The organism is Rhodococcus sp. 2G (assembly GCF_001886355.1).
Lineage (GTDB): Bacteria > Actinomycetota > Actinomycetes > Mycobacteriales > Mycobacteriaceae > Rhodococcus > Rhodococcus pyridinivorans.
On sequence record NZ_CP018063.1, the window covers coordinates 2797896 to 2815984 of the forward strand.

At 69.3% G+C, this 18089-nt stretch carries 18 protein-coding genes; 9 read left to right on the forward strand and 9 right to left on the reverse strand.

The window, feature by feature from the left end; translation table 11 throughout:
- Positions 1-96: 96 nt before the first annotated feature.
- Positions 97-1611 (forward strand): glycerol kinase GlpK, encoded by a 1515-nt coding sequence (gene glpK / locus BO226_RS13215; protein ID WP_024101542.1) that lies wholly within the window; start codon positions 97-99, stop codon positions 1609-1611.
- Between the two features lie 39 nt (positions 1612-1650).
- Here glpK and BO226_RS13220 read toward each other — a convergent pair whose 3' ends face one another.
- Positions 1651-3048 carry an NAD(P)H-quinone dehydrogenase gene (locus BO226_RS13220; RefSeq protein WP_024101543.1) on the reverse strand — a complete coding sequence of 466 codons (1398 nt, stop codon included), beginning with the start codon at positions 3046-3048 and terminating at the stop codon, positions 1651-1653.
- Between the two features lie 210 nt (positions 3049-3258).
- On the opposite strand from BO226_RS13220, the gene BO226_RS13225 reads away from it, so the two are divergent.
- Entirely contained in the window at positions 3259-3729 is a 471-nt protein-coding gene (locus tag BO226_RS13225) for a gamma-glutamylcyclotransferase (RefSeq protein WP_006550151.1), read from the forward strand.
- Between the two features lie 12 nt (positions 3730-3741).
- On the opposite strand, the gene BO226_RS13230 is transcribed toward BO226_RS13225, so the two are convergent.
- From BO226_RS13230 to BO226_RS13255, 6 genes are all read right to left on the reverse strand, one after another.
- Complete coding sequence (locus BO226_RS13230) at positions 3742-4788, reverse strand: ABC transporter ATP-binding protein (RefSeq protein WP_071935437.1); 1047 nt, start codon at positions 4786-4788, stop codon at positions 3742-3744.
- Positions 4785-6239: an ABC transporter permease gene (locus BO226_RS13235; RefSeq protein ID WP_197539135.1), complete on the reverse strand. Its 1455-nt coding sequence runs from the start codon at positions 6237-6239 to the stop codon at positions 4785-4787. Before BO226_RS13235 ends, BO226_RS13230 begins: the two co-directional genes overlap by 4 nt.
- Before the next feature lie 107 nt (positions 6240-6346).
- On the reverse strand, positions 6347-7390 hold the full coding sequence (locus tag BO226_RS13240) for an iron ABC transporter substrate-binding protein (protein WP_006550148.1): 1044 nt from the start codon (positions 7388-7390) through the stop codon (positions 6347-6349).
- A 71-nt stretch (positions 7391-7461) separates the two neighbouring features.
- On the reverse strand, positions 7462-8619 hold the full coding sequence (locus tag BO226_RS13245; RefSeq protein ID WP_006550147.1) for a M20 family metallopeptidase: 1158 nt from the start codon (positions 8617-8619) through the stop codon (positions 7462-7464).
- Complete coding sequence (locus BO226_RS13250; RefSeq protein ID WP_024101547.1) at positions 8616-9776, reverse strand: M20 family metallopeptidase; 1161 nt, start codon at positions 9774-9776, stop codon at positions 8616-8618. The genes BO226_RS13245 and BO226_RS13250 overlap by 4 nt, the downstream gene beginning before the upstream one ends.
- Positions 9777-9854: 78 nt before the next feature.
- Positions 9855-10553, reverse strand: a complete 699-nt coding sequence (locus tag BO226_RS13255) for an enoyl-CoA hydratase/isomerase family protein (protein ID WP_024101548.1) — start codon at positions 10551-10553, stop codon at positions 9855-9857.
- 66 nt (positions 10554-10619) lie between these two features.
- On the opposite strand from BO226_RS13255, the gene BO226_RS13260 reads away from it, so the two are divergent.
- The gene (locus BO226_RS13260) at positions 10620-11432 is read left to right on the forward strand and encodes a purine-nucleoside phosphorylase (protein ID WP_006550143.1); all 813 of its coding nucleotides are present in this window, start codon (positions 10620-10622) and stop codon (positions 11430-11432) included.
- Entirely contained in the window at positions 11429-12928 is a 1500-nt protein-coding gene (locus tag BO226_RS13265; protein WP_071935438.1) for a phospho-sugar mutase, read from the forward strand. Before BO226_RS13260 ends, BO226_RS13265 begins: the two co-directional genes overlap by 4 nt.
- A gap of 54 nt (positions 12929-12982) precedes the next feature.
- Here the strand turns inward: BO226_RS13265 and BO226_RS13270 are convergent, their stop codons facing one another.
- Both BO226_RS13270 and upp read right to left on the reverse strand, forming a co-directional pair.
- Entirely contained in the window at positions 12983-13630 is a 648-nt protein-coding gene (locus BO226_RS13270) for an MspA family porin (protein ID WP_006550140.1), read from the reverse strand.
- 219 nt (positions 13631-13849) lie between these two features.
- Complete coding sequence (gene upp / locus BO226_RS13275) at positions 13850-14473, reverse strand: uracil phosphoribosyltransferase (RefSeq protein WP_024101551.1); 624 nt, start codon at positions 14471-14473, stop codon at positions 13850-13852.
- Between the two features lie 112 nt (positions 14474-14585).
- Between upp and BO226_RS13280 the strand changes: the two genes are divergently transcribed.
- Genes BO226_RS13280 through BO226_RS13300 form a run of 5 tightly spaced genes read left to right on the forward strand, consistent with a single transcriptional unit; the run spans position 14586 to position 17952 of the window.
- Positions 14586-14921, forward strand: a complete 336-nt coding sequence (locus tag BO226_RS13280; protein ID WP_024101552.1) for a type VII secretion target — start codon at positions 14586-14588, stop codon at positions 14919-14921.
- Positions 14918-15913 (forward strand): C40 family peptidase, encoded by a 996-nt coding sequence (locus BO226_RS13285; protein WP_071935439.1) that lies wholly within the window; start codon positions 14918-14920, stop codon positions 15911-15913. Before BO226_RS13280 ends, BO226_RS13285 begins: the two co-directional genes overlap by 4 nt.
- Before the next feature lie 60 nt (positions 15914-15973).
- The gene (locus BO226_RS13290) at positions 15974-16288 is read left to right on the forward strand and encodes a hypothetical protein (RefSeq protein WP_006550134.1); all 315 of its coding nucleotides are present in this window, start codon (positions 15974-15976) and stop codon (positions 16286-16288) included.
- A complete protein-coding gene (locus BO226_RS13295) occupies positions 16285-16653 on the forward strand; it encodes a YbaB/EbfC family nucleoid-associated protein (RefSeq protein ID WP_006550133.1) in 369 nt (122 codons plus the stop codon). Before BO226_RS13290 ends, BO226_RS13295 begins: the two co-directional genes overlap by 4 nt.
- A gap of 60 nt (positions 16654-16713) precedes the next feature.
- A complete protein-coding gene (locus tag BO226_RS13300) occupies positions 16714-17952 on the forward strand; it encodes a primosomal protein (RefSeq protein WP_071935440.1) in 1239 nt (412 codons plus the stop codon).
- Positions 17953-18089: the final 137 nt, after the last annotated feature.

The following is an 18089-nucleotide window of genomic DNA, read 5'->3' on the forward strand; positions in this document are numbered from 1 at the left end:
GTCGACGTATCCCGATCAAGGGTAGTAGCTTCGGACCCGCAGCGCGCAGCGGAAGCGTTGCCGAACCGAGCCGTCCCCTTCACCCGAGGATCACCTGTGAACCAGTTCATCGCGGCGATCGACCAGGGCACCACGTCCAGCCGGTGCATCATCTTCGACCACGACGGGCGCATCGTCTCGCTCGCACAGAAGGAACACCGCCAGTTCCTCCCGCGGTCGGGATGGGTCGAACACGACCCGGAAGAGCTGTGGCTCAACACCCGTGAAGTGGTCGCCGCAGCACTCGCCAAAGCGGATCTGCGACGCAACGACGTCGCGGCGATCGGCCTGACGAACCAGCGCGAGACCACGGTGGTGTGGGACCGCACCACCGGAAAACCGGTGTACAACGCGATCGTCTGGCAGGACACCCGCACCGACAGGCTCGTCGAGGAGCTTGCCGGCGACGCCGGGCCCGACCGCTACCGCGAGATCACCGGACTACCGCTGTCGACCTATTTCGCCGGACCGAAGGTGCGGTGGATCCTCGACAACGTCGACGGTGCCCGAGAGCGCGCCGAGGCCGGCGACCTCGCGTTCGGCACCATCGACAGCTGGATCCTGTGGAATCTCACCGGTGGTGTCGGCGAGGAGGGTCAGCCACCCGGACTGCACATCACCGATGTGACCAACGCCTCCCGGACGCTGCTGATGAATCTCGGGACACAGCAGTGGGATCCGGCGATCTGTGCCGAACTCGGCATCCCGGAGTCGATGCTGCCGGAGATCCGCAGTTCGTCGGAGGTGTACGGGCACGCCCGCGAGCGCGGACCGCTCGCCGGGGTCCCGGTCGCCGGCATCCTCGGCGACCAGCAGGCCGCGACCTTCGGCCAGGGCTGCCTGTCCCCCGGCGAGGCGAAGAACACCTACGGCACCGGCAACTTCCTGCTGCTCAACACCGGCACGACCCCGGTGCGCAGCGAGCACGGCTTGATCACCACCGTCTGTTATCGCATAGGTGACGCCCCCGCGGTCTACGCCCTCGAAGGTTCGGTGGCCGTGACCGGTTCGCTCGTGCAGTGGCTGCGCGACAATCTCGGGTTGATCCGGTCCGCCGACGAGATCGAAGCGCTCGCCACGAGCGTCCCCGACAACGGCGGGGCGTATTTCGTGCCGGCCTTCTCGGGATTGTTCGCGCCGCGCTGGCGACCCGACGCCCGCGGCGTCATCGCCGGCCTGACGCGCTTCGTCGAGAAGGGCCACCTCGCGCGGGCGGCGCTCGAGGCGACGGCCTACCAGACGCGGGAGGTCATCGAGGCGATGAACGCCGACTCCGGGGTCGACCTGCGCACCCTCAAGGTCGACGGCGGCATGGTCGCCAACGATCTGCTCATGCAATTCCAGTCCGACATCCTCGGTGTGCCGGTGGTACGACCCACCGTTTCCGAGACCACCGCGCTCGGCGCCGCCTACGCGGCCGGTCTCGCCGTCGGCTTCTGGGAGGACGAGGAGGACATCCGCCGCAACTGGACCGCGGACCGCACGTGGGAGCCGGCGATGCCGGTCGACGAACGCGAGCGCCTGTTCGGCGAATGGAACAAGGCGGTCGAACGCACCTACGACTGGGCCTGAGCAGGGCGGGATCGCCGCGAATCCCGCCCCGTCCGGTGCCTAGTCCAGATCGTCGTGGCGCATCAGCTGGCGGGCGGCCTCGGTGACCGATCCGCTCAGCGACGGGTAGACCGAGAAGGTCTGCGCGAGGTCGTTGACCGACAGGTTGTTCTGCACCGCCAACGCTATGGGAAGGATGAGCTCGGACGCGGTCGGGGCGACGACCACACCGCCGATGACCACACCGGTCGCGGGGCGGCAGAAGATCTTCACGAAACCGCGCCGCAGGCCGGACATCTTGGCGCGCGGGTTGGTGTTGAGCGGGAGCATGACTGTGCGGGCGGGCACCTCGCCCTTGTCGATCGTCGCCTGACTGACACCGACGGCGGCGATCTCGGGACGCGTGAACACTGCGGCCGCAACGGTTTTCAGCTTGATGGGGCTCACGCCTTCGCCGAGCGCGTGGTAGATCGCGATGCGGCCCTGCATGGCCGCGACCGACGCGAGCGGCAGCAGTCCGGTGCAGTCGCCCGCGGCGTAGATGCCGGGGACGGCGGTACGGGAGACGCGGTCGACGGGAAGGTAACCGCCCCGGTCGAGTTCGAGCCCGACCTTGTCGAGACCGAGATCCCGGGTGTTGGGCACCGAGCCGACGGTCATCAGCACATGGCTGCCCTCGACGATGCGGCCGTCGGCGAGGAGCACGCGGACGCCGTCCTCGGTGCGTTCGACCCGGTCGGCGCGGGCGTGCTTGACGAGGGTCACACCGCGCTCGGTGAGGACGTCCTCGAGCACGAGAGCCGCGTCCTCGTCCTCGTGCGGCAGGATCCGGTCGCGGCTCGACACGACGGTGACCTGCACGCCGACCTCGGTGTAGGCGGAGACGAACTCGGCGCCGGTGACACCCGAACCGACGACGACGAGGTGCTCGGGAAGCTTCTCGAGGTCGTAGAGCTGACGCCAGGTGAGGATCCGCTCACCGTCCGGCTCCGCGCCCGGCAGGACACGCGGGCTCGCGCCGGTGGCGATCAGCACGACGTCGGCGTCGAGCACCTTTTCCTCGCCGGTCAGCAGCTTGGCGCGCACCTGATGGGCGGCCATGCCGGGCTGCGCGTCGACGAGTTCGCCGTAACCGGAGAACAGCTTCACCCCGGCGGCCTCGAGCTTGGTGCGGATGTCGGAGGACTGCGCGCGGGCGAGGCTCTTCACACGGCCGTGCACCTGCGGCAACGACACCTCGGCACGGTCGAGTTCGATGCCCAGGTCGGCGGCGCGGCGCATGTCGGTGCGCACGCCGGTCGAGGCGATGAAGGTCTTGGAGGGGACGCAGTCGAAGAGCACGCAGGCGCCACCGATCCCGTCCGAATCGATCAGTGACACCGTCGCGCCGTACTGGGATGCCACCAGCGCCGCCTCGTATCCTGCGGGGCCGCCGCCGATGATGACGATCCGGGTCATTGTTCTCCTCTGTATCGATTCCGAAGGGTGCCGGGTCAGCTGCACGTGAGCGCCTGGTGGGCACACACGTGGTCTCAACGCTATGCCAATGCCCCCACCTCGCGCACAGGGACCGGTGGACCCGGCACGCAACGGCCCCCGATAACTCCTCGTCCGTCCCTGCGCCGCCCCTCCGACGACTCCGGTGGACGACGGGTTAGCCTTATCCTCGTGCCGATCTACGCCGCCTACGGGTCCAACATGCATCCGGAGCAGATGCTGACGCGCTGCCCGCATTCGCCGATGGCGGGAACCGGGTGGTTGCACGGTTGGCGACTGACCTTCGCCGGCGCCGACATCGGCTGGGAGGGCGCCCTCGCGACGGTCGTCGAGGATTCGGACGCGAAGGTGTTCGTCGTGCTCTACGACGTGCCGGAGGACGACGAACGCAGCCTCGACCGCTGGGAGGGAGCCGAACTCGGTTTCCACCGCAAGATCCGCGTGCGCGTCGACACGGCCGACGGTCCGGTCCTCGCGTGGCTGTACGTCGTCGACGGATACGAGGGCGGCCTGCCGTCGGCACGCTATCTGGGCGTGATGGCCGACGCGGCCGAGATCGCCGGGGCCCCCGCCGAATACGTTCGGGATCTGCGTACCCGCAACAGTCGCAATGTGGGTCCGGGGCGTCCCGACGGCTTCTAGACGCCGGCCTTCCTACCCTCCGGGATAGAAGGGCACCGGTCGCCGGACGCTCACCGTCACCGGGTCGCCCGCCTGCAGACCGTGCAGGGTGGTGCACAGGGCACGGACGGCGATTCCCATCCCCTCGACCCGCACTTCGCTGTGTGCGCCGCCGAATGCCGTGTCGCGCACAGTGAACGATCCGGCAGCAGGGCACTTCGTCGGCGCTGCCCCGACTTCGATCTGTTCCGGTCGCAGCAGGACGCGACCCACGCCGTGTCCGGGTGAGACGAGCTGAACCTTCCCGAGCGGGGTCTGCGCGCAGTCGCCGAACGCCTCGGCCTCGAGTACGATCGCCTCCCCCACGAACTCGCCCACCGCGACGGATGCCGGCCTCCCGTAGACCTCCTCGGGCGAGCCCACCTGGGCGATCCGGCCGTCGAGCATCACTGCCAGCCTGTCGGCCATGGCCAAGGCCTCAGTCTGGTCGTGGGTCACGAGCACCGCCGCGACCGACTGTTCGCGCAGCAGCGTACGGACATCCGCGCGCAGACTCGCGCGCAGACCGGCGTCGAGCGCGCTGAACGGCTCGTCGAGCAGGACCACGGACGGTCGCGGTGCCAGTGCACGAGCCAGAGCGATCCGCTGCTGTTGCCCGCCGGAGAGCGCGCTCGGCTTACGGTCCCCGACTCGCGGAAGACCGACGAGATCCAGTAGTTCCTCGACCCGGCGTCGATGTTCCTCCCGCGCACCTCCGCGCCACGGCCGGTTCGCTCGCCCCAGACCGTAGCCGATGTTGCGCGCCACGTTCAGATGCGGGAACAACGCGCCTTCCTGCGGCACGAGGCCCACCCCGCGACGTTCGGGTGGCACGTCGGTCACGGTCACGTCGTCTACGGAGACCCGTCCCGACGCTGCGGGATGCAGCCCAGCCGCCACTCGCAACAGCGTGGTCTTGCCGCCACCCGACGGTCCGAGGACGGCGAGCAGGTCGCCGCGCGGCACGTCGAGGGTCACATCGGTGACGACTTCGGCGGCGCCGTATCGCGCGGATACATTCTCGATGGTCAGACCGGTCACTCTTCGCCTCCACTTTCCGCGTCGACCCGGCCGCGCAACAGACGTCCCAGCACGAGCGACGGCAGTGCCGCGATGAGGACGAGGATCACCGCATAGGGTGCTGCCGAGCCGTACGCGAGGGTTTCGGTATGTCGCCACATCCCAGTCGCGAGCGTGTCGTGCCCGATGGGGACGAGCAGCAGCGTCGCAGGCAGTTCCTTGGCGATGGTCAGGAATGCCAATGCCGCACCGGCGACCACGCCGGGTGCGGCGATCGGGATCGTCACCCGCAGCCCGGTGAGCAATCGTCCGGAACCGAGAGTTGCGGACGCATCTTCGAGACCCCGGGGGATCGCGGCGACCGCCGCATGGATCGACCCCACCGCGAGAGGGAGGAACAGGACCGCGTAGGCGATCACCAGCATCGGGGTCTGCTGGTACCACTGCGGGAGCAGTCGGATGCCGAAGAACACGAGCGCCAGACCGACGGTGATGCCGGGCAGCGCGAAGCCGATGTAGGCGGCGCTCTCGGTGAAGCGGGACAATCGGGAGTGCGACCGTGCGGCGTAGATGCCCACCGGAAGTGCGAGCACCGTGGTCAGCAACGCACCGAGCGCGGACACCCACAGAGTGTAGGTGGTGGCGGTCCAGATACCGGACCAGTCGACCGCGATCTGCTGCGACCTCCACAACCAGCGGGCCAGGCCCGCGACCGGAACTCCCACGCTCACGACGAGCAGAGCGGCGAGGAAGCCGATCGCCGGCCATCGCCGTGAGCCGAGCATCACGGGTTCGGCCGTGCGCGCGGTACCGGATCCGATCCGCGCGGTGGCGCCGCGGCGCGCTCTCCGTTCGGCGACCGTCAGCACCACGGCGATCGCGACCAGCACGAGGCCGAAGACAGCGGCGGGCGTGCGATCGAGAAGTCCCCGGTAACTTCCGTAGATCGCCAGGGTGAACGCTTCGTAGCGCATCAATGCGACGGCGCCGAAGTCGCTGAGCGTGTAGAGCGCGACGAGCAGTCCGCCCGCCGCCGCGGTCGGCCAAACCTGCCGCAAGGTGACGGTGAGGATGGCGGTCAGCCGGGACCGGCCGAGAGTGCGGGCCACTTCCTCGAGCCCCGGGTCGGCCGAGGCGAGTGCCGCCGCCACAGGCAGATAGACGTAAGGAAAGGACGCGCAGGTCAGGACGAGGGCAGCACCGACGAAACCTTCGAGCGCGGGGAACTGGGCGATCCAGACGAAGCCCGACACGTACGAGGGGATCGCCAAGGGCAGACTCAGGGCCAACGCGAACCAGCGACGGCCGGGGAGATCCGTGCGGGTCGTCAACCATGCTGCGGCGAGCCCCAGGATCAGGCAGGCCACCGTGACCGTCACGGCGAGCGCGCCGCTGCGCCACACCAGTTCGAGAGTGCGTGGCCGGAACACGAGCGAGAAGACCCGCTCGGGGCCGTCCGCGAACGCGCGCATCACCAGGTGCACGACAGGTGCGAGCGCGAACACGGCGACACCCAGCGCAGCCGTGGCCAAGATCGGCCGGCCGTGTCGGGTGCCGTCGCGCGGGGTAACGAGGGTGATCAGATGAATTCCAGTTCCTGCAGGAGCGCCTGTGTCTCGGCCAGGGACGCCAGTTCGGCCAGTTCGATGTCGGAGGTCCCGATCTCGGAGAGCGGACGCAGGTCGGTCTGGGTTTCGGTCCCCTCGACGACCGGATACTCCGCGGTCTCGTCGGCGAAATAGGTCTGCGACTCGGGCGAGAGCAACGCTGCCACGAACTGCTCGGCCTGCTCGCGCTGGTCGGTAGTGGCGAGCACCGCGGCGCCGGCGATGTTCACCAGGGCACCGGGATCGCCCGCGTCGAAGAAGTGGAGCTGCACGGCAAGGTTGTCGGCGCCCTTCTCGTCCGCGAGCCCGTACCAGTAGTAGTGATTGGTGAGGCCGAGGGTCACCTGGCCGGTGTCGACGCCCTCCATGAGAGGTCCGTTGCCTTCGAAGGCGACCGGTTCGTTGGCCTTGAACGCCTCGAGCCATTCGCGGGCACCGTCCTCGCCCCGGGAGACACGGAGTCCGGTCACGAACGACTGGAACGACGCATTGGTCGGCGCGAAGCCCACCTGGCCCTTCCACTTCGGGTCGAGGAGCCCGTCGATCCCGCTCGGCAGGTCCTGCGGCTGCACCTTGTCGTCGTTGTAGACCAGGACGCGAGCCCGTGCAGAGGTGGCGACCCAGGTGCCGTCCTCCGCGCGGTAGTTCTCGGGCACCTGATTCGTCACACTCGCGGGCAGCTGCTCGAGCAGACCCGAACGGTCGAGCAGACCGAGCGCGCCGGCATCCTGGCTGAAGACCACATCGGCGGGCGATGCGGCACCTTCTTCGACGAGCTTGCCCGTGATCTCCGGCGTGCCGCCGTAGACGACGTCGATCGGGAAACCGAGAGTGCCTTCGAGTTGTTCGACGAGCGGGCCCACCAGGTTCTCGCTACGCCCGGAATAGAGCGTGAGCGCCTCCCCGTTCGAAGCGTCCGGGGTGGTGTCGCCCGAGCCGCTGTCGCTGCACGCGGCGAGAACGGCGACGAGCGTGGCTGCCGTCAGCCCTGCGCCGATCCGGTGTCGAAGGGACATCGATTCCTCCTGGTATGGGTGAGCTCACACATCCTACCGTTCAGGTAAGCCTGAGCTTATTTCGGGCTGCGTCACGCAGCGCCGAGAACCAGATTCGTCATCACCCGCACACCCACGGCCAGCGCCCGCTCGTCGAGATCGAAGGTGGGCTGGTGGATGTCGAGTTCGGGCCCGACCCCCGGCCACACCCCGAGCCGCCCCATGGCGCCGGGGACGTGTTCGAGATACCACGAGAAGTCTTCTCCCCCACCGGATTGTGGGGTGTCCGCGAGGGCGTCGGGGCCGGTCGCGCGGATCGCGTCCTCGAACATGCGCGCCGACACCTCGTCGTTGACCACCGGCGGCACGCCGCGGCGATAGTTCAGTTCGTAGCTGACACCGGTGGGCGCGAGCAGACCGTGCACGATCTCGCGGACCATCGGTTCGAGCAGCTGCCAGGTGTCGTGGTCGCCGGTGCGGACGGTGCCCGCGAGCATGCCGGTGCGCGGGATCGCGTTCGGTGCCTTGCCGGCGCTGACCGCACCCCACACCATGACGGTGCCGGTGCGCGGATCGATGCGACGGCTGAGCATGCCGGGAAGACCCGTGATGACGGCACCGAGGCCGTAGACGAGATCGCCGGTCAGGTGCGGCCGGGAGGTGTGCCCACCGGGTGAGTCGAGGACGAGTTCGACAGTGTCGGCCGCCGAGGTGATCGCCCCGACCCGCATACCGACCTTGCCCGCCTCGAGACGCGGGTCGCAGTGCAAGGCGAAGATCCGCGCGACCCCGTCGAGTCCGCCCGCCGCGACGACGTCGAGCGCTCCGCCCGGCATGACCTCCTCCGCGGGCTGGAAGACCAGCCGGACACCGATCGGCAATTCGGGCATCGAGGCCAGCGCCAGACCTGCACCGAGCACGACGGTGGTGTGGGCGTCGTGCCCACACACGTGCGAGACACCGGGGACGGTGGATTCGAACGGCAGACCGGTGGCCTCCTGCATCGGCAGGGCGTCCATGTCTGCACGCAGGGCGATGCGCGGTCCGCCGGTCGGACCGAGATCGCAGATCAGGCCGGTGCCGCGAGGCAGGACCTTCGGCTCCAGTCCGGCCGCGCGCAGGTGCTTCGCGACGAACTCGGTGGTGGCGTACTCCTGCCGGGCGAGCTCGGGATTCGCATGGATGTGACGGCGCCAGAGCGAGAGGTCCTCGGTGTGGCGGTCCAACCACTTCTCGACGTAGGGGTTCATCGACGGCCGGCCTGTTCGAGGAGCCGTGCCCGGTGGACCGGATCGGTCGCCGCGCGTACGGCGGTCGCTGCGAGCGCACGCGCTCCGTCGAGTACTGCCCGATCGGCGGACTCGGTGACACACGCGGCCGCGAATGCAGCCTGATGTGTCACCGCGCCACCGGAGTCGAGTCCGATGACCGGATGGATTCCCGGCACCACGTTCGTCACGTTTCCCATGTCGGTACTGCCCAGGGGGCGCGCTCCTTCCTCCTCGACGGGCAGCGGTCGGCGCCCGAGATCGATGATCTCCTCACGATATGCCTGCACCAGCCACGGATCGGGAGTGAGTTCGGTATAGGTCGGCGAGACCGTCCGGATCCGGTGGTTGCATCCGGTGGCCAGCGCCCCGGCGGCGAAGCAGTTGCGTGCGCGGTCGACGAGGTCGTCGAGGAGTTCGCTCGTCCCGGCCCGCAGGTAGTACAGCAGTTCGGTGTGGCTGGGCACGATGTTCGGTGCCGTCCCGCCCTGCGCGACGATGCCGTGGATCTGTTGCCCGGGATGCAGGTGCTGCCGCAGCAGTCCGACCGCGACCTGGGCGACGGTCGCAGCGTCGGCAGCGTTGAGCCCGTATTCGGGGGCCGCGGAGGCGTGCGCCTCGCGGCCGTCGTACTCGACGGCGATGTCGGCGAGGGCGAGCGACGTCGCCCCGGTGATGTCGAACGGGCCGGGATGCACCATCATCGCCGCACCGACGCCGTCGAAGACGCCGCGTTCGAGCATGAGGACCTTGCCGCCGCCGGTTTCCTCCGCGGGGGTTCCGATGACGCGGACGGTCACGTCGAGTTCGTCGGCGAGCGCAGCGAGACCGATCCCGGCGCCCACGGCCGACGCCGCGATGATGTTGTGGCCGCACGCGTGCCCGATGCCCGGCAGTGCGTCGTACTCGGCGCAGAACGCGAGGACGAGTTCGCCGCTGCCGAACCGCGCATCGAAGGCGGTGGGCAGGTCGGCGATGCCGGTGGTGACCTCGAAATCGTGGTCGCGCAGCACCTCGACGATCTTTGCGGCGCTCCGGTGTTCCTCGAACGCGAGTTCCGGTTCGGCGTGGATGGAATGCGACAGGCCGACGAGGGTGTCGGAAGCAGCCTCGATCGCCGTGGCGTAGTCGGTCGTCACGGGGTCCAGTCTGTCATGCTCACCGCGTCCCGATCGATCGGCGCGTACGACCGGTTCGTCGACTTCGCGGCGGGGCGATCAGCCGAACCGGAAGTTCGACGCGTCGGTCCGGATCTCCAGTGCCGAGATCAGCGGCGCGTGCAGACCGCGCTTGATGCCCGACAGATTCGGCCCGCGGGTGGCGGTGAGCGCCGCTGCGCGCTCGACCGCCGTTGAGAGCACGGCGTCACCGGTGACGGCCTGCTCGGCGATGCCCGCGGCCACGGCGTCCTCACCGCCGTAGCGACGGCCGGTGGTGATGGCCTCGACCGCCGTCTGGATCGGCAGGCGGGAACGGATCAGCGCGGACATCCCGACGGTGAACGGCATGTTCAACTGCACCTCGGGCAGACACCAGTAGCCGCGGTCGCCGCGCATCACCCGGAAGTCGTGCACGAGCGCGAGCATCGCGCCGGCACCGAAGGCGTGCCCCTGCACGGCCGCGACCGTCGCCGCCGGGAAGGTGAGCAGCCGCACATAGAGGGCGTGGACGGAGTCCAGATAGCCCGGCAGATCCGGCAGGTTCGCGCCGACCCAGTCGATGTCGAGTCCGTTGCTCCAGAACTTTCCGGTCGCCGCGGTCACGAGGGCGGCGGGTCCGTCGTGCGCTTCCACCTCGTCGAGGAGGGAGTGGATCGCGGCGAGACGATCGGGGTGGAACCGGTTCTCGGAGACCTCCGCGTCACGGTCACCGAGATGCAGGACGAAGACGTCGCCGTCACGTTCGAGGTAAGGCATGCGCGTCAGCATACCGCGCCTACTTACCCACGAGTAACAAGCTGTGAGCGATTAGGGTCCGATGCCATGGGAGAACCCGATCACGTCTTCGACCCCACCGCGGCCGCCGACGCCGCAGCCGCCGCTCTCGCCGAACGGACGGGGGTCGCCGAACACTCCGTCGCCGTCGTCCTCGGGTCCGGCTGGCGGGCCGCAGTCGAGAGTTTCGGCATCCCCGTCGCCACGATCCCGATGAGCGAGCTGCCCGGCTTCGCACCGCCGACGGCGGCAGGGCATGCCGGGAACATCCACTCCGTGCGCGCCGGTGACAACGCCGTCCTCGTCCTCGCCGGCCGCATCCACGCCTACGAGGGGCACGACCTCGCCCGCGTCGTCCATCCCGTGCGCACGGCAGTCGCAGCGGGTGCCCGCACCGTCGTCCTCACCAATGCGGCGGGCGGCATCGATCCCGAGTTCTCCGTGGGACAACCGGTTCTCATCTCGGACCATCTCAATCTCACCGGTCGCTCGCCGCTGGTGGGTGCCCAGTTCGTCGACCTCGTCGACGCCTACTCGCCGGATCTTCGTGCACTCGCCTGCGAGATCGATCCGTCGCTGCGCGAAGGGGTCTACGCCGGTCTGCCCGGGCCGCACTACGAGACCCCGGCGGAGATCCGGATGCTGCGCACCCTCGGCGCCGACCTCGTCGGCATGTCCACGGTCCACGAGACCATCGCGGCGCGCGCGGCCGGAGCGCGCGTGCTCGCGGTCTCGCTGGTGACCAACGCCGCGGCCGGCATCACCGGCGCTCCCCTCGACCACACCGAGGTACTGGCCGCGGGTCGTGCGGCCGCGACCCGGATGGGCGATCTTCTGCGCGATCTGGCGGCCCGGCTGTGACGCTGCGATTCGGCACCGCGGGGTTGCGCGGCCCGGTCGGCGACGGACCGGACTGCATGAACGTACCCGTCGTCGTCCGCACCACCGCCGGACTCGCGGCGTGGCTCGAGGCGAACGGGCAGGGCGACGGCACCGTCGTCGTCGGCCGCGACGCCCGTACGGGCTCGGCGGAATTCCACACCGCCGCGGCAGAGGTTCTCGCCGCGGCCGGCTTCGAGGTCGTCGCCTTCGGAGAGCCGCTCCCCACCCCGGTGACCGCCTTCGCGGTACGGGCGCTGGGCGCCGTTGCGGGCGTGCAGATCACGGCATCGCACAATCCCGCCGCCGACAACGGGTACAAGGTCTATCTCGCCGACGGAGCGCAACTGGCCGCACCCGCCGATCGGGAGATCGAAACGGCGATCGACGCCGTCGGTTCCGCCGCGGACGTGCCCCGGATGCCGGTCGCGCCGTCGGGTGACGACCTCGTCGACCGCTATCTCGCCCGGGTCGCGTCGCTCCCCCGCTCACCGCACCGAGGCATGCGCATCGCCCTGACGGCACTGCACGGTGTCGGCGGCGAGACGGCAGTCGCGGCCCTGCGTTCCGCGGGATTCGACGACATCCACGTCGTGGCGTCCCAGTTCGCACCCGACCCGGCGTTTCCCACCGTCGCCTTCCCCAACCCCGAGGAACCGGGCGCAACAGAGGCTCTGCTCGCGCTGGCGGCCGAGGTCGACGCCGACATCGCCCTGGCGCTCGATCCCGATGCCGATCGTTGCGCCGTCGGTGTCCCGGGCCCGCGGGGATGGACGATGCTGCGCGGCGACGAGACCGGGGTCCTGCTCGGCGACCGGATCCTCGCGTCGTCACCGCCCGGCTCACTGGTCGCGACCACCATTGTCTCGTCGACCATGCTGGGGCGACTCGCGACCGCACGCGGCGCGCGATATGCGCAGACGCTCACGGGTTTCAAGTGGCTCGCCCGCGCCGGTGACGGCCTCGTCTACGCGTACGAGGAGGCGATCGGGCACTGCGTCGATCCGGACGCTGTGCGCGACAAGGACGGCATCGCGACCGCCGTAATGGTCGCCGACTACGCGGCCGATTTGAAGCAGGCCGGCCGGACACTGCTCGACGCACTCGACGACCTGCATCGCGAACTCGGTGTCCACGTCGGCGATCAGGTGTCGATCCGCGTCGACGACCTGCAGCGCATCGGCACCGTGATGACGCGACTGCGTGCGGAGCCGCCGACGACCCTCGCGAGTCTGGAGGTGACCGCGACCGATCTCGCCGAGAGCCCGGGACCGATGCACACCGACGCTCTCGTCTTCGAGAGTCGCGAGGACGTCGCGAGCGGGCCGAGGGTGCGCGTGGTGGTGCGCCCCTCGGGCACCGAACCGAAGCTCAAGGTCTACCTGGAGGTGGTCACGGAGCGGGACCGCCCGGCCGCGGAAGCGATACTCGACGCCCTGCGCGGATGGGCGGCCTCGCTCGGTGACGAGAACCCCTGACCCGGCCGGATCCGGCCGGGTCAGGACCCGATTCGATCAGACCTGCTGCTGCAATCAAACCTGCTGCGGCACACCGTAAGTGACGACGGTGTTCCGGTCGGCGGTGACAGCCTTCAGGTACGGACGGATCATCACCGGCCCGATGGCTCCCGAGACCGAGCCGTGCACGCCGGCGATCCGGATGGTCGTCGAGCTGCCGTCGAACTCGAAGCCCTCGACGATCGGGACGGACGTGATGCCGCCCGGCTCGAGCGGGATCTCGATCTCCTGGGACGGGATGATGTCGCCGCTGAGCGAACCACCCGCCTCCAGGCCGAGATCGAGCGAGGCACCACCTTCGTTGTCGAGCGAGAGGCCGATGGCCGCACCGTTGTCCACACCCCAGGACAGGCTCGGAGTGATGACGGTGACCGTCGCCCCCGGCAGCGCGACCGGGTAGCCGACCTGGAAACCGACCTCCACCGCCGTCCCGACGAAGTTCGCCGCGTTCGGACCGGTGATCCGAACGGTAGCAATCTCGTCGTGGAAGAACTCGACACTCAGCGGTGAGCTGTCGAGCGGCGGCACCGACTGTGTCGAGGTGTCGGCCTGGATCACTTCGACCGCGTGCCCTCCGTCCAACGGGAGGATGCGCGAGTTGTCGACAGCGGCCGCAGCCGTGCCGTGACTCGTCACTGCGGCGAGGACGGCGACCGCGCCCACCGAAGCCGCTCTGACACTTCCACGAATCAGATTGCGGGAGAAGATTCTTGCCATTCCGCCGACCCCATCTCTGGCTGTACCTACGCAGTGGACTTCACACGGAGCACACCGAGCGTAAGAAGAAATCGAGACCTGCGGGTTGTTTTTCGATAACGAGACGACTGCGGTCGGGTGTCACATCCGTACCGTCAGTCACACGAGTAACACACGACGCGCGGTTTATCGCGGCCCGAACTGCCTGTCCCCCGCATCGCCGAGACCCGGCACGATGTACTTGTTCTCGTTGAGACCTTCATCGACCGACGCCGTGACCAACCGGACCGGATGACCCGAGGCAGCAAGGGCCTCGACGCCCTGCGGCGCCGCGACCACACAGATCGCGGTGATATCCGTGGCACCGCGCTGGGCGAGGATGTCGAGAGTGTGCACCATCGACCCCCCGGTCGCGAGCATCGGGTCGAGCACGAAGACGGGAAGACCCGACAGGTCCTCCGGCAACGACTCCAGATAGGGCACCGGCTCGAAGGTCTTCTCGTCACGAGCGAGACCGACGAAACCGACCTGCGCCTGGGGAATCAGGGCGTGGGCCTGTTCGACCATGCCGAGGCCGGCGCGAAGAACCGGGACGAGCAGCGGAGGCTGCTGCAACCGTACCCCCGTCGTCACCGCGACCGGCGTCTTGACGTCGAACGTCTCGGTGGGCGCATCGCGCACCGCCTCGTAGACGAGCATCTGGGTGAGCCGCCTCAACGCGTGCCGGAAGGCAGCGTTGTCGCTGCGTTCGTCGCGAAGGATGGTCAGGAGCGAAGCAGCGAGCGGATGGTCGACGACGAGCGAATCCATGTCCGAAGGATAGAACGACGGAACCGATCGGCAGTCGGGTGCGTCGAACCAGGCGGGGACGGAACCCTCCGAAGGTGCCGAATCCCACATCAACGACGCGAGAGGCGACGAGGTGACCGAGAACTCCGGTAGGGACGCGATACGGATCGACACGAGTGCCGTCGGGAGGTTCGGCGACGACGCCGTCGAACTCGCCGCGCGCCTGCACGAGGCCGCCGAACGGACACGGCACGGCGACCCCTCGGCGCTGAGCGCCGCACTGGGTCCGATCGGGGCACCCGTGCTCGCCGCTCTCACCGCGACCCACTCCGCGCACGTGCGCGATCTCGGCCGGCTCGGCGACCTGCTCGGCGGAATGGGAGACGCCGCGAAGGCCTCCGTGGCCGCCTACGAGCACACCACCGACGACACCGCCGCACGACTCGACTCCGTCGTGGAGTCACTGTGATCGGAGGGGATCTGCTCGTCGCTCCGCTGACCGGCCTGCTCGACGCGTTCGGCACCGCGCTGCCACCCGGCGTCGATCCGGGCGAGATGGTGCGCATCGGTGCGCAGTGGGCCGAGGAGGTAAATGCGACCGGGCGCGACGCCGTCGCCGAGCTCGCCTGGGCCTGGGGTGGCCCGGCCGCCTCGCAGGCGATCGCGAGTGCCGAGCAGGTCCTCGCCGACGTCCTCGCGGCGGCCGATCGTGGGTCGGCACTGGCCGGGATCGCGCTCGAGGCGACCGTCACGGTGGTCACCGGTGCGGCCGAGATCGCTCGTCTCGTCGACTCGTTCGTCACCTTCGCCGAGCAGGCCGCACCCGCGACGTCGCTTCCACAGGGGCAGCTCGCGCTCCTCGCAGTGGCGATCGACCACCTCGTCGCCGGGCTGGACGTGCTGACACAGGTGACCGGAACGCTCGCGGAGCTGACCGATCGGGCGTCCGCACTCCTTCCACCCGAGCCCTCCGCTCCCCCGATCGACTCCGGCCACCATCCCGGCCCCGACCCGGCCGGCGACGAGCCACGTTCGCTCCACACCTTCGGTGGAGGGCTCTCGACGGGCGTGGAGGTGCGGCTTCCGGACGGCAGCGTCAGCCTGGCACCGAACGAGACCGCTGCGGCAGCGGTGCGTCACGCCCTCGCCCAGCAGGGCACCCCGTACGTGTGGGGCGGCACGAGTCCCGGCTCCGGCCTCGACTGCAGCGGACTGACGCAGTACGCCTACGCGCAGGCCGGGGTCGAACTGCCGCGGTTGGCCCAGGAACAGGACGTCGGCACACGGGTGGATCCTGCGGCCGCCCTGCCCGGAGACCTCGTCGTGTGGGACGGGCACGTGGCGATGGTGGTGGGCAACGGCCTCATGGTCGAGGCGGGCGACCCCGTCTCCGTGACGCCGATGCGCACCAGCAACGGTGGAATGGCCTTCCACGGTGTCTACCGCCCGACCGCCGGCTGATTCCGGAGAATCTCCGCACCGGGCGGGAACCGGCCGGGCTCGCGCTGCGTCCAACCCGATATGGACAGCACAACGACGGAACCGATCACGGCCACCGCCCACAACCGGGCCGGGACGATCTCGGTGCGCACGACGGACGGTGGACTACCCGTGGACCTTCGCATCGACCCCCGCGAGTTACGTTACGGAGCAAGGCAACTGGCCGATCAGATCCTCGCCCTGAACCGGCAGGCCGCTCTCGAGGCCGCGGTGGTCCGCGGCGAACGCCTCGCCGCCGAAGGTGTCCCCCGCGAGATCCTCGACCGGATGCGGCTGCCGTCCCGCGCCGACCTGGCGGACGGACCGACCGATCGTCGTGGAAGTCTCGTTCGATGAGCGAACCGATGGTGGAGGCGATCGTCGACCGAGCCCACGTCCGGCTCGATGCGCTCGAACGCACGGTGGAGAGGCTCGGCGCGGTCCGGGGCACCGCGAGCAGTCCCGACGGACGCGTGACCGCCCGTGTGGACGGTTCGGGAGCGCTCGAAGGACTCGAGCTGGCCGAGCCGATCGGCGGCACCGACCCCCGCGAACTGGCCGCGGTGATTCTCGCGACCGTGCACGACGCCGCACGGCAGGCCGCTGCCGCGCGCGTCTCCGCGATGGACGAGCTCCGCGCGGCCCTCGACGCGAGCGATGCCGGTCCGGTCGCCGTCGGTCACCACCCGGTCACCGTCGGCGACCGTCCGGTAACGCGATGAAACCGATAGCGAGCCGCCCCCGGCTATATTCTCGGCGCCGACATGGCTAGGCTTCGCGCCATGGCTGGAGACATCGTCCCGATCGAGCTCGGTCTCACCGACGGCAACCTCGTGACGCTCTGGGCGCCGCGCTGGCGCGAAGGCGACGACGAGTGGGAGGCCTTCCTCGGCCACGGCGACGATCTGTACGCCTTCCCGTCGGTCCCCGAGCTCGTCGCGTTCGTGCGTTCGGGTGCCGACAACGACCTCGTCGAGCACGAGGCGTGGCCGATCGTGTCCAAGCTCGCGGCCTCGGAGTTCGAACCCGACGAACCGCACACCTACGATCTCGTCGGCGTCCCCGAACTCGTGGCCGACGATCCGGATCCCGTGTCGGTGTCCGAGCTGCAGGACACCTTCGACATCGTGAGCATCCTCGGCGACGTCTGCGATCTCGACGTCGTGACGAAGTTCTTCGAACGCGAGGAGATCGACCTCCTGTTGCAGCACGGTGTCTCGGCCTTCCGCACGCGTGAGGGCCTCGACCTGTGGAATCGCGTCGGGACCGCGGTCGCGCAGGACTGGGACGACGTGATCGACGCGCTCGACGCCGTGATCTCCACTCCCGACGTCGATGCTGCCGTGGTCGCCGAGATCGAATCCGAGCTCGTCGCGGTCGACGAGAACGAGGTCGAGGCCGACGACACGGTCGAGGACGTCGACGCCGACGACGAGTACGAGTTCATCGACACCGATGACGAGGACGACGGCTACGAGTTCTGGGCCCGGGTCGGCATCGATCCCATCCGGATCATCACGACCGACGGCACCTGGTACTCGCTGCGGTGCTACGTGAACGACGACGCCGTCTTCCTCGGCCACGACGGCACGATCGACGTCTTCCCGTCCGAGCGCGCGCTGGCCCGCCACCTCGCCGACAACCACGACCACGACCTCGCGACGCTCGAGCCGTACACGGAGATCCAGCTCGCCGCCGTCGACGGATCGCTCGACGTGACGGTCACCGACGACAACGTCTATGTGCTCACCGGGATCGCCGACGACATCGCTCAGGGTGTTGCGGCCGTCGACCCCGACCAGCTCGAACTCGCGGTCGAGTTGTTCGTCGACGCAGCGAACTTCGCGCACGACGACTCGACGGAGGCCGCGCTCGCCGCGTCCACGGAACTCGGCTGGTTCGTCAACCACGTGATCGAACCCGACTCGGGACGAACGGCACCCAAGCCGCCGTTCGACACCGAATCCCTCGCCTGGCGCGAGCTCGAGCGCGAGTTCGAAGCGCGACTGCGTCGGCACTGACGCGGGTCGCGTCGGGTCGGCACTGACGCGGGTCGCGTCGGGTCGGCACTGACGGCAGCTCCACTTGGGCACTCCGGCGCGCGAAGTGGTCACAAGAGCGCGTTGTAACGCGCTCCGATGACCATTTCCCGCCCCGC

Bases quoted from the DNA above. Each gene is read 5' to 3' on its own strand.
- BO226_RS13220 (WP_024101543.1), bottom strand. From the start codon at position 3,048: ATGACCCGGATCGTCATCATCGGCGGCGGCCCCGCAGGATACGAGGCG.
- BO226_RS13235 (WP_197539135.1), bottom strand. From the start codon at position 6,239: ATGCGCGCGTTCGCGGACGGCCCCGAGCGGGTCTTCTCGCTCGTGTTC.
- BO226_RS13240 (WP_006550148.1), bottom strand. From the start codon at position 7,390: ATGTCCCTTCGACACCGGATCGGCGCAGGGCTGACGGCAGCCACGCTC.
- BO226_RS13245 (WP_006550147.1), bottom strand. From the start codon at position 8,619: ATGAACCCCTACGTCGAGAAGTGGTTGGACCGCCACACCGAGGACCTC.
- BO226_RS13255 (WP_024101548.1), bottom strand. From the start codon at position 10,553: ATGCCTTACCTCGAACGTGACGGCGACGTCTTCGTCCTGCATCTCGGT.
- BO226_RS13260 (WP_006550143.1), top strand. From the start codon at position 10,620: ATGGGAGAACCCGATCACGTCTTCGACCCCACCGCGGCCGCCGACGCC.
- upp (WP_024101551.1), bottom strand. From the start codon at position 14,473: ATGGATTCGCTCGTCGTCGACCATCCGCTCGCTGCTTCGCTCCTGACC.
- BO226_RS13290 (WP_006550134.1), top strand. From the start codon at position 15,974: ATGGACAGCACAACGACGGAACCGATCACGGCCACCGCCCACAACCGG.
- BO226_RS13295 (WP_006550133.1), top strand. From the start codon at position 16,285: ATGAGCGAACCGATGGTGGAGGCGATCGTCGACCGAGCCCACGTCCGG.
- BO226_RS13300 (WP_071935440.1), top strand. From the start codon at position 16,714: ATGGCTGGAGACATCGTCCCGATCGAGCTCGGTCTCACCGACGGCAAC.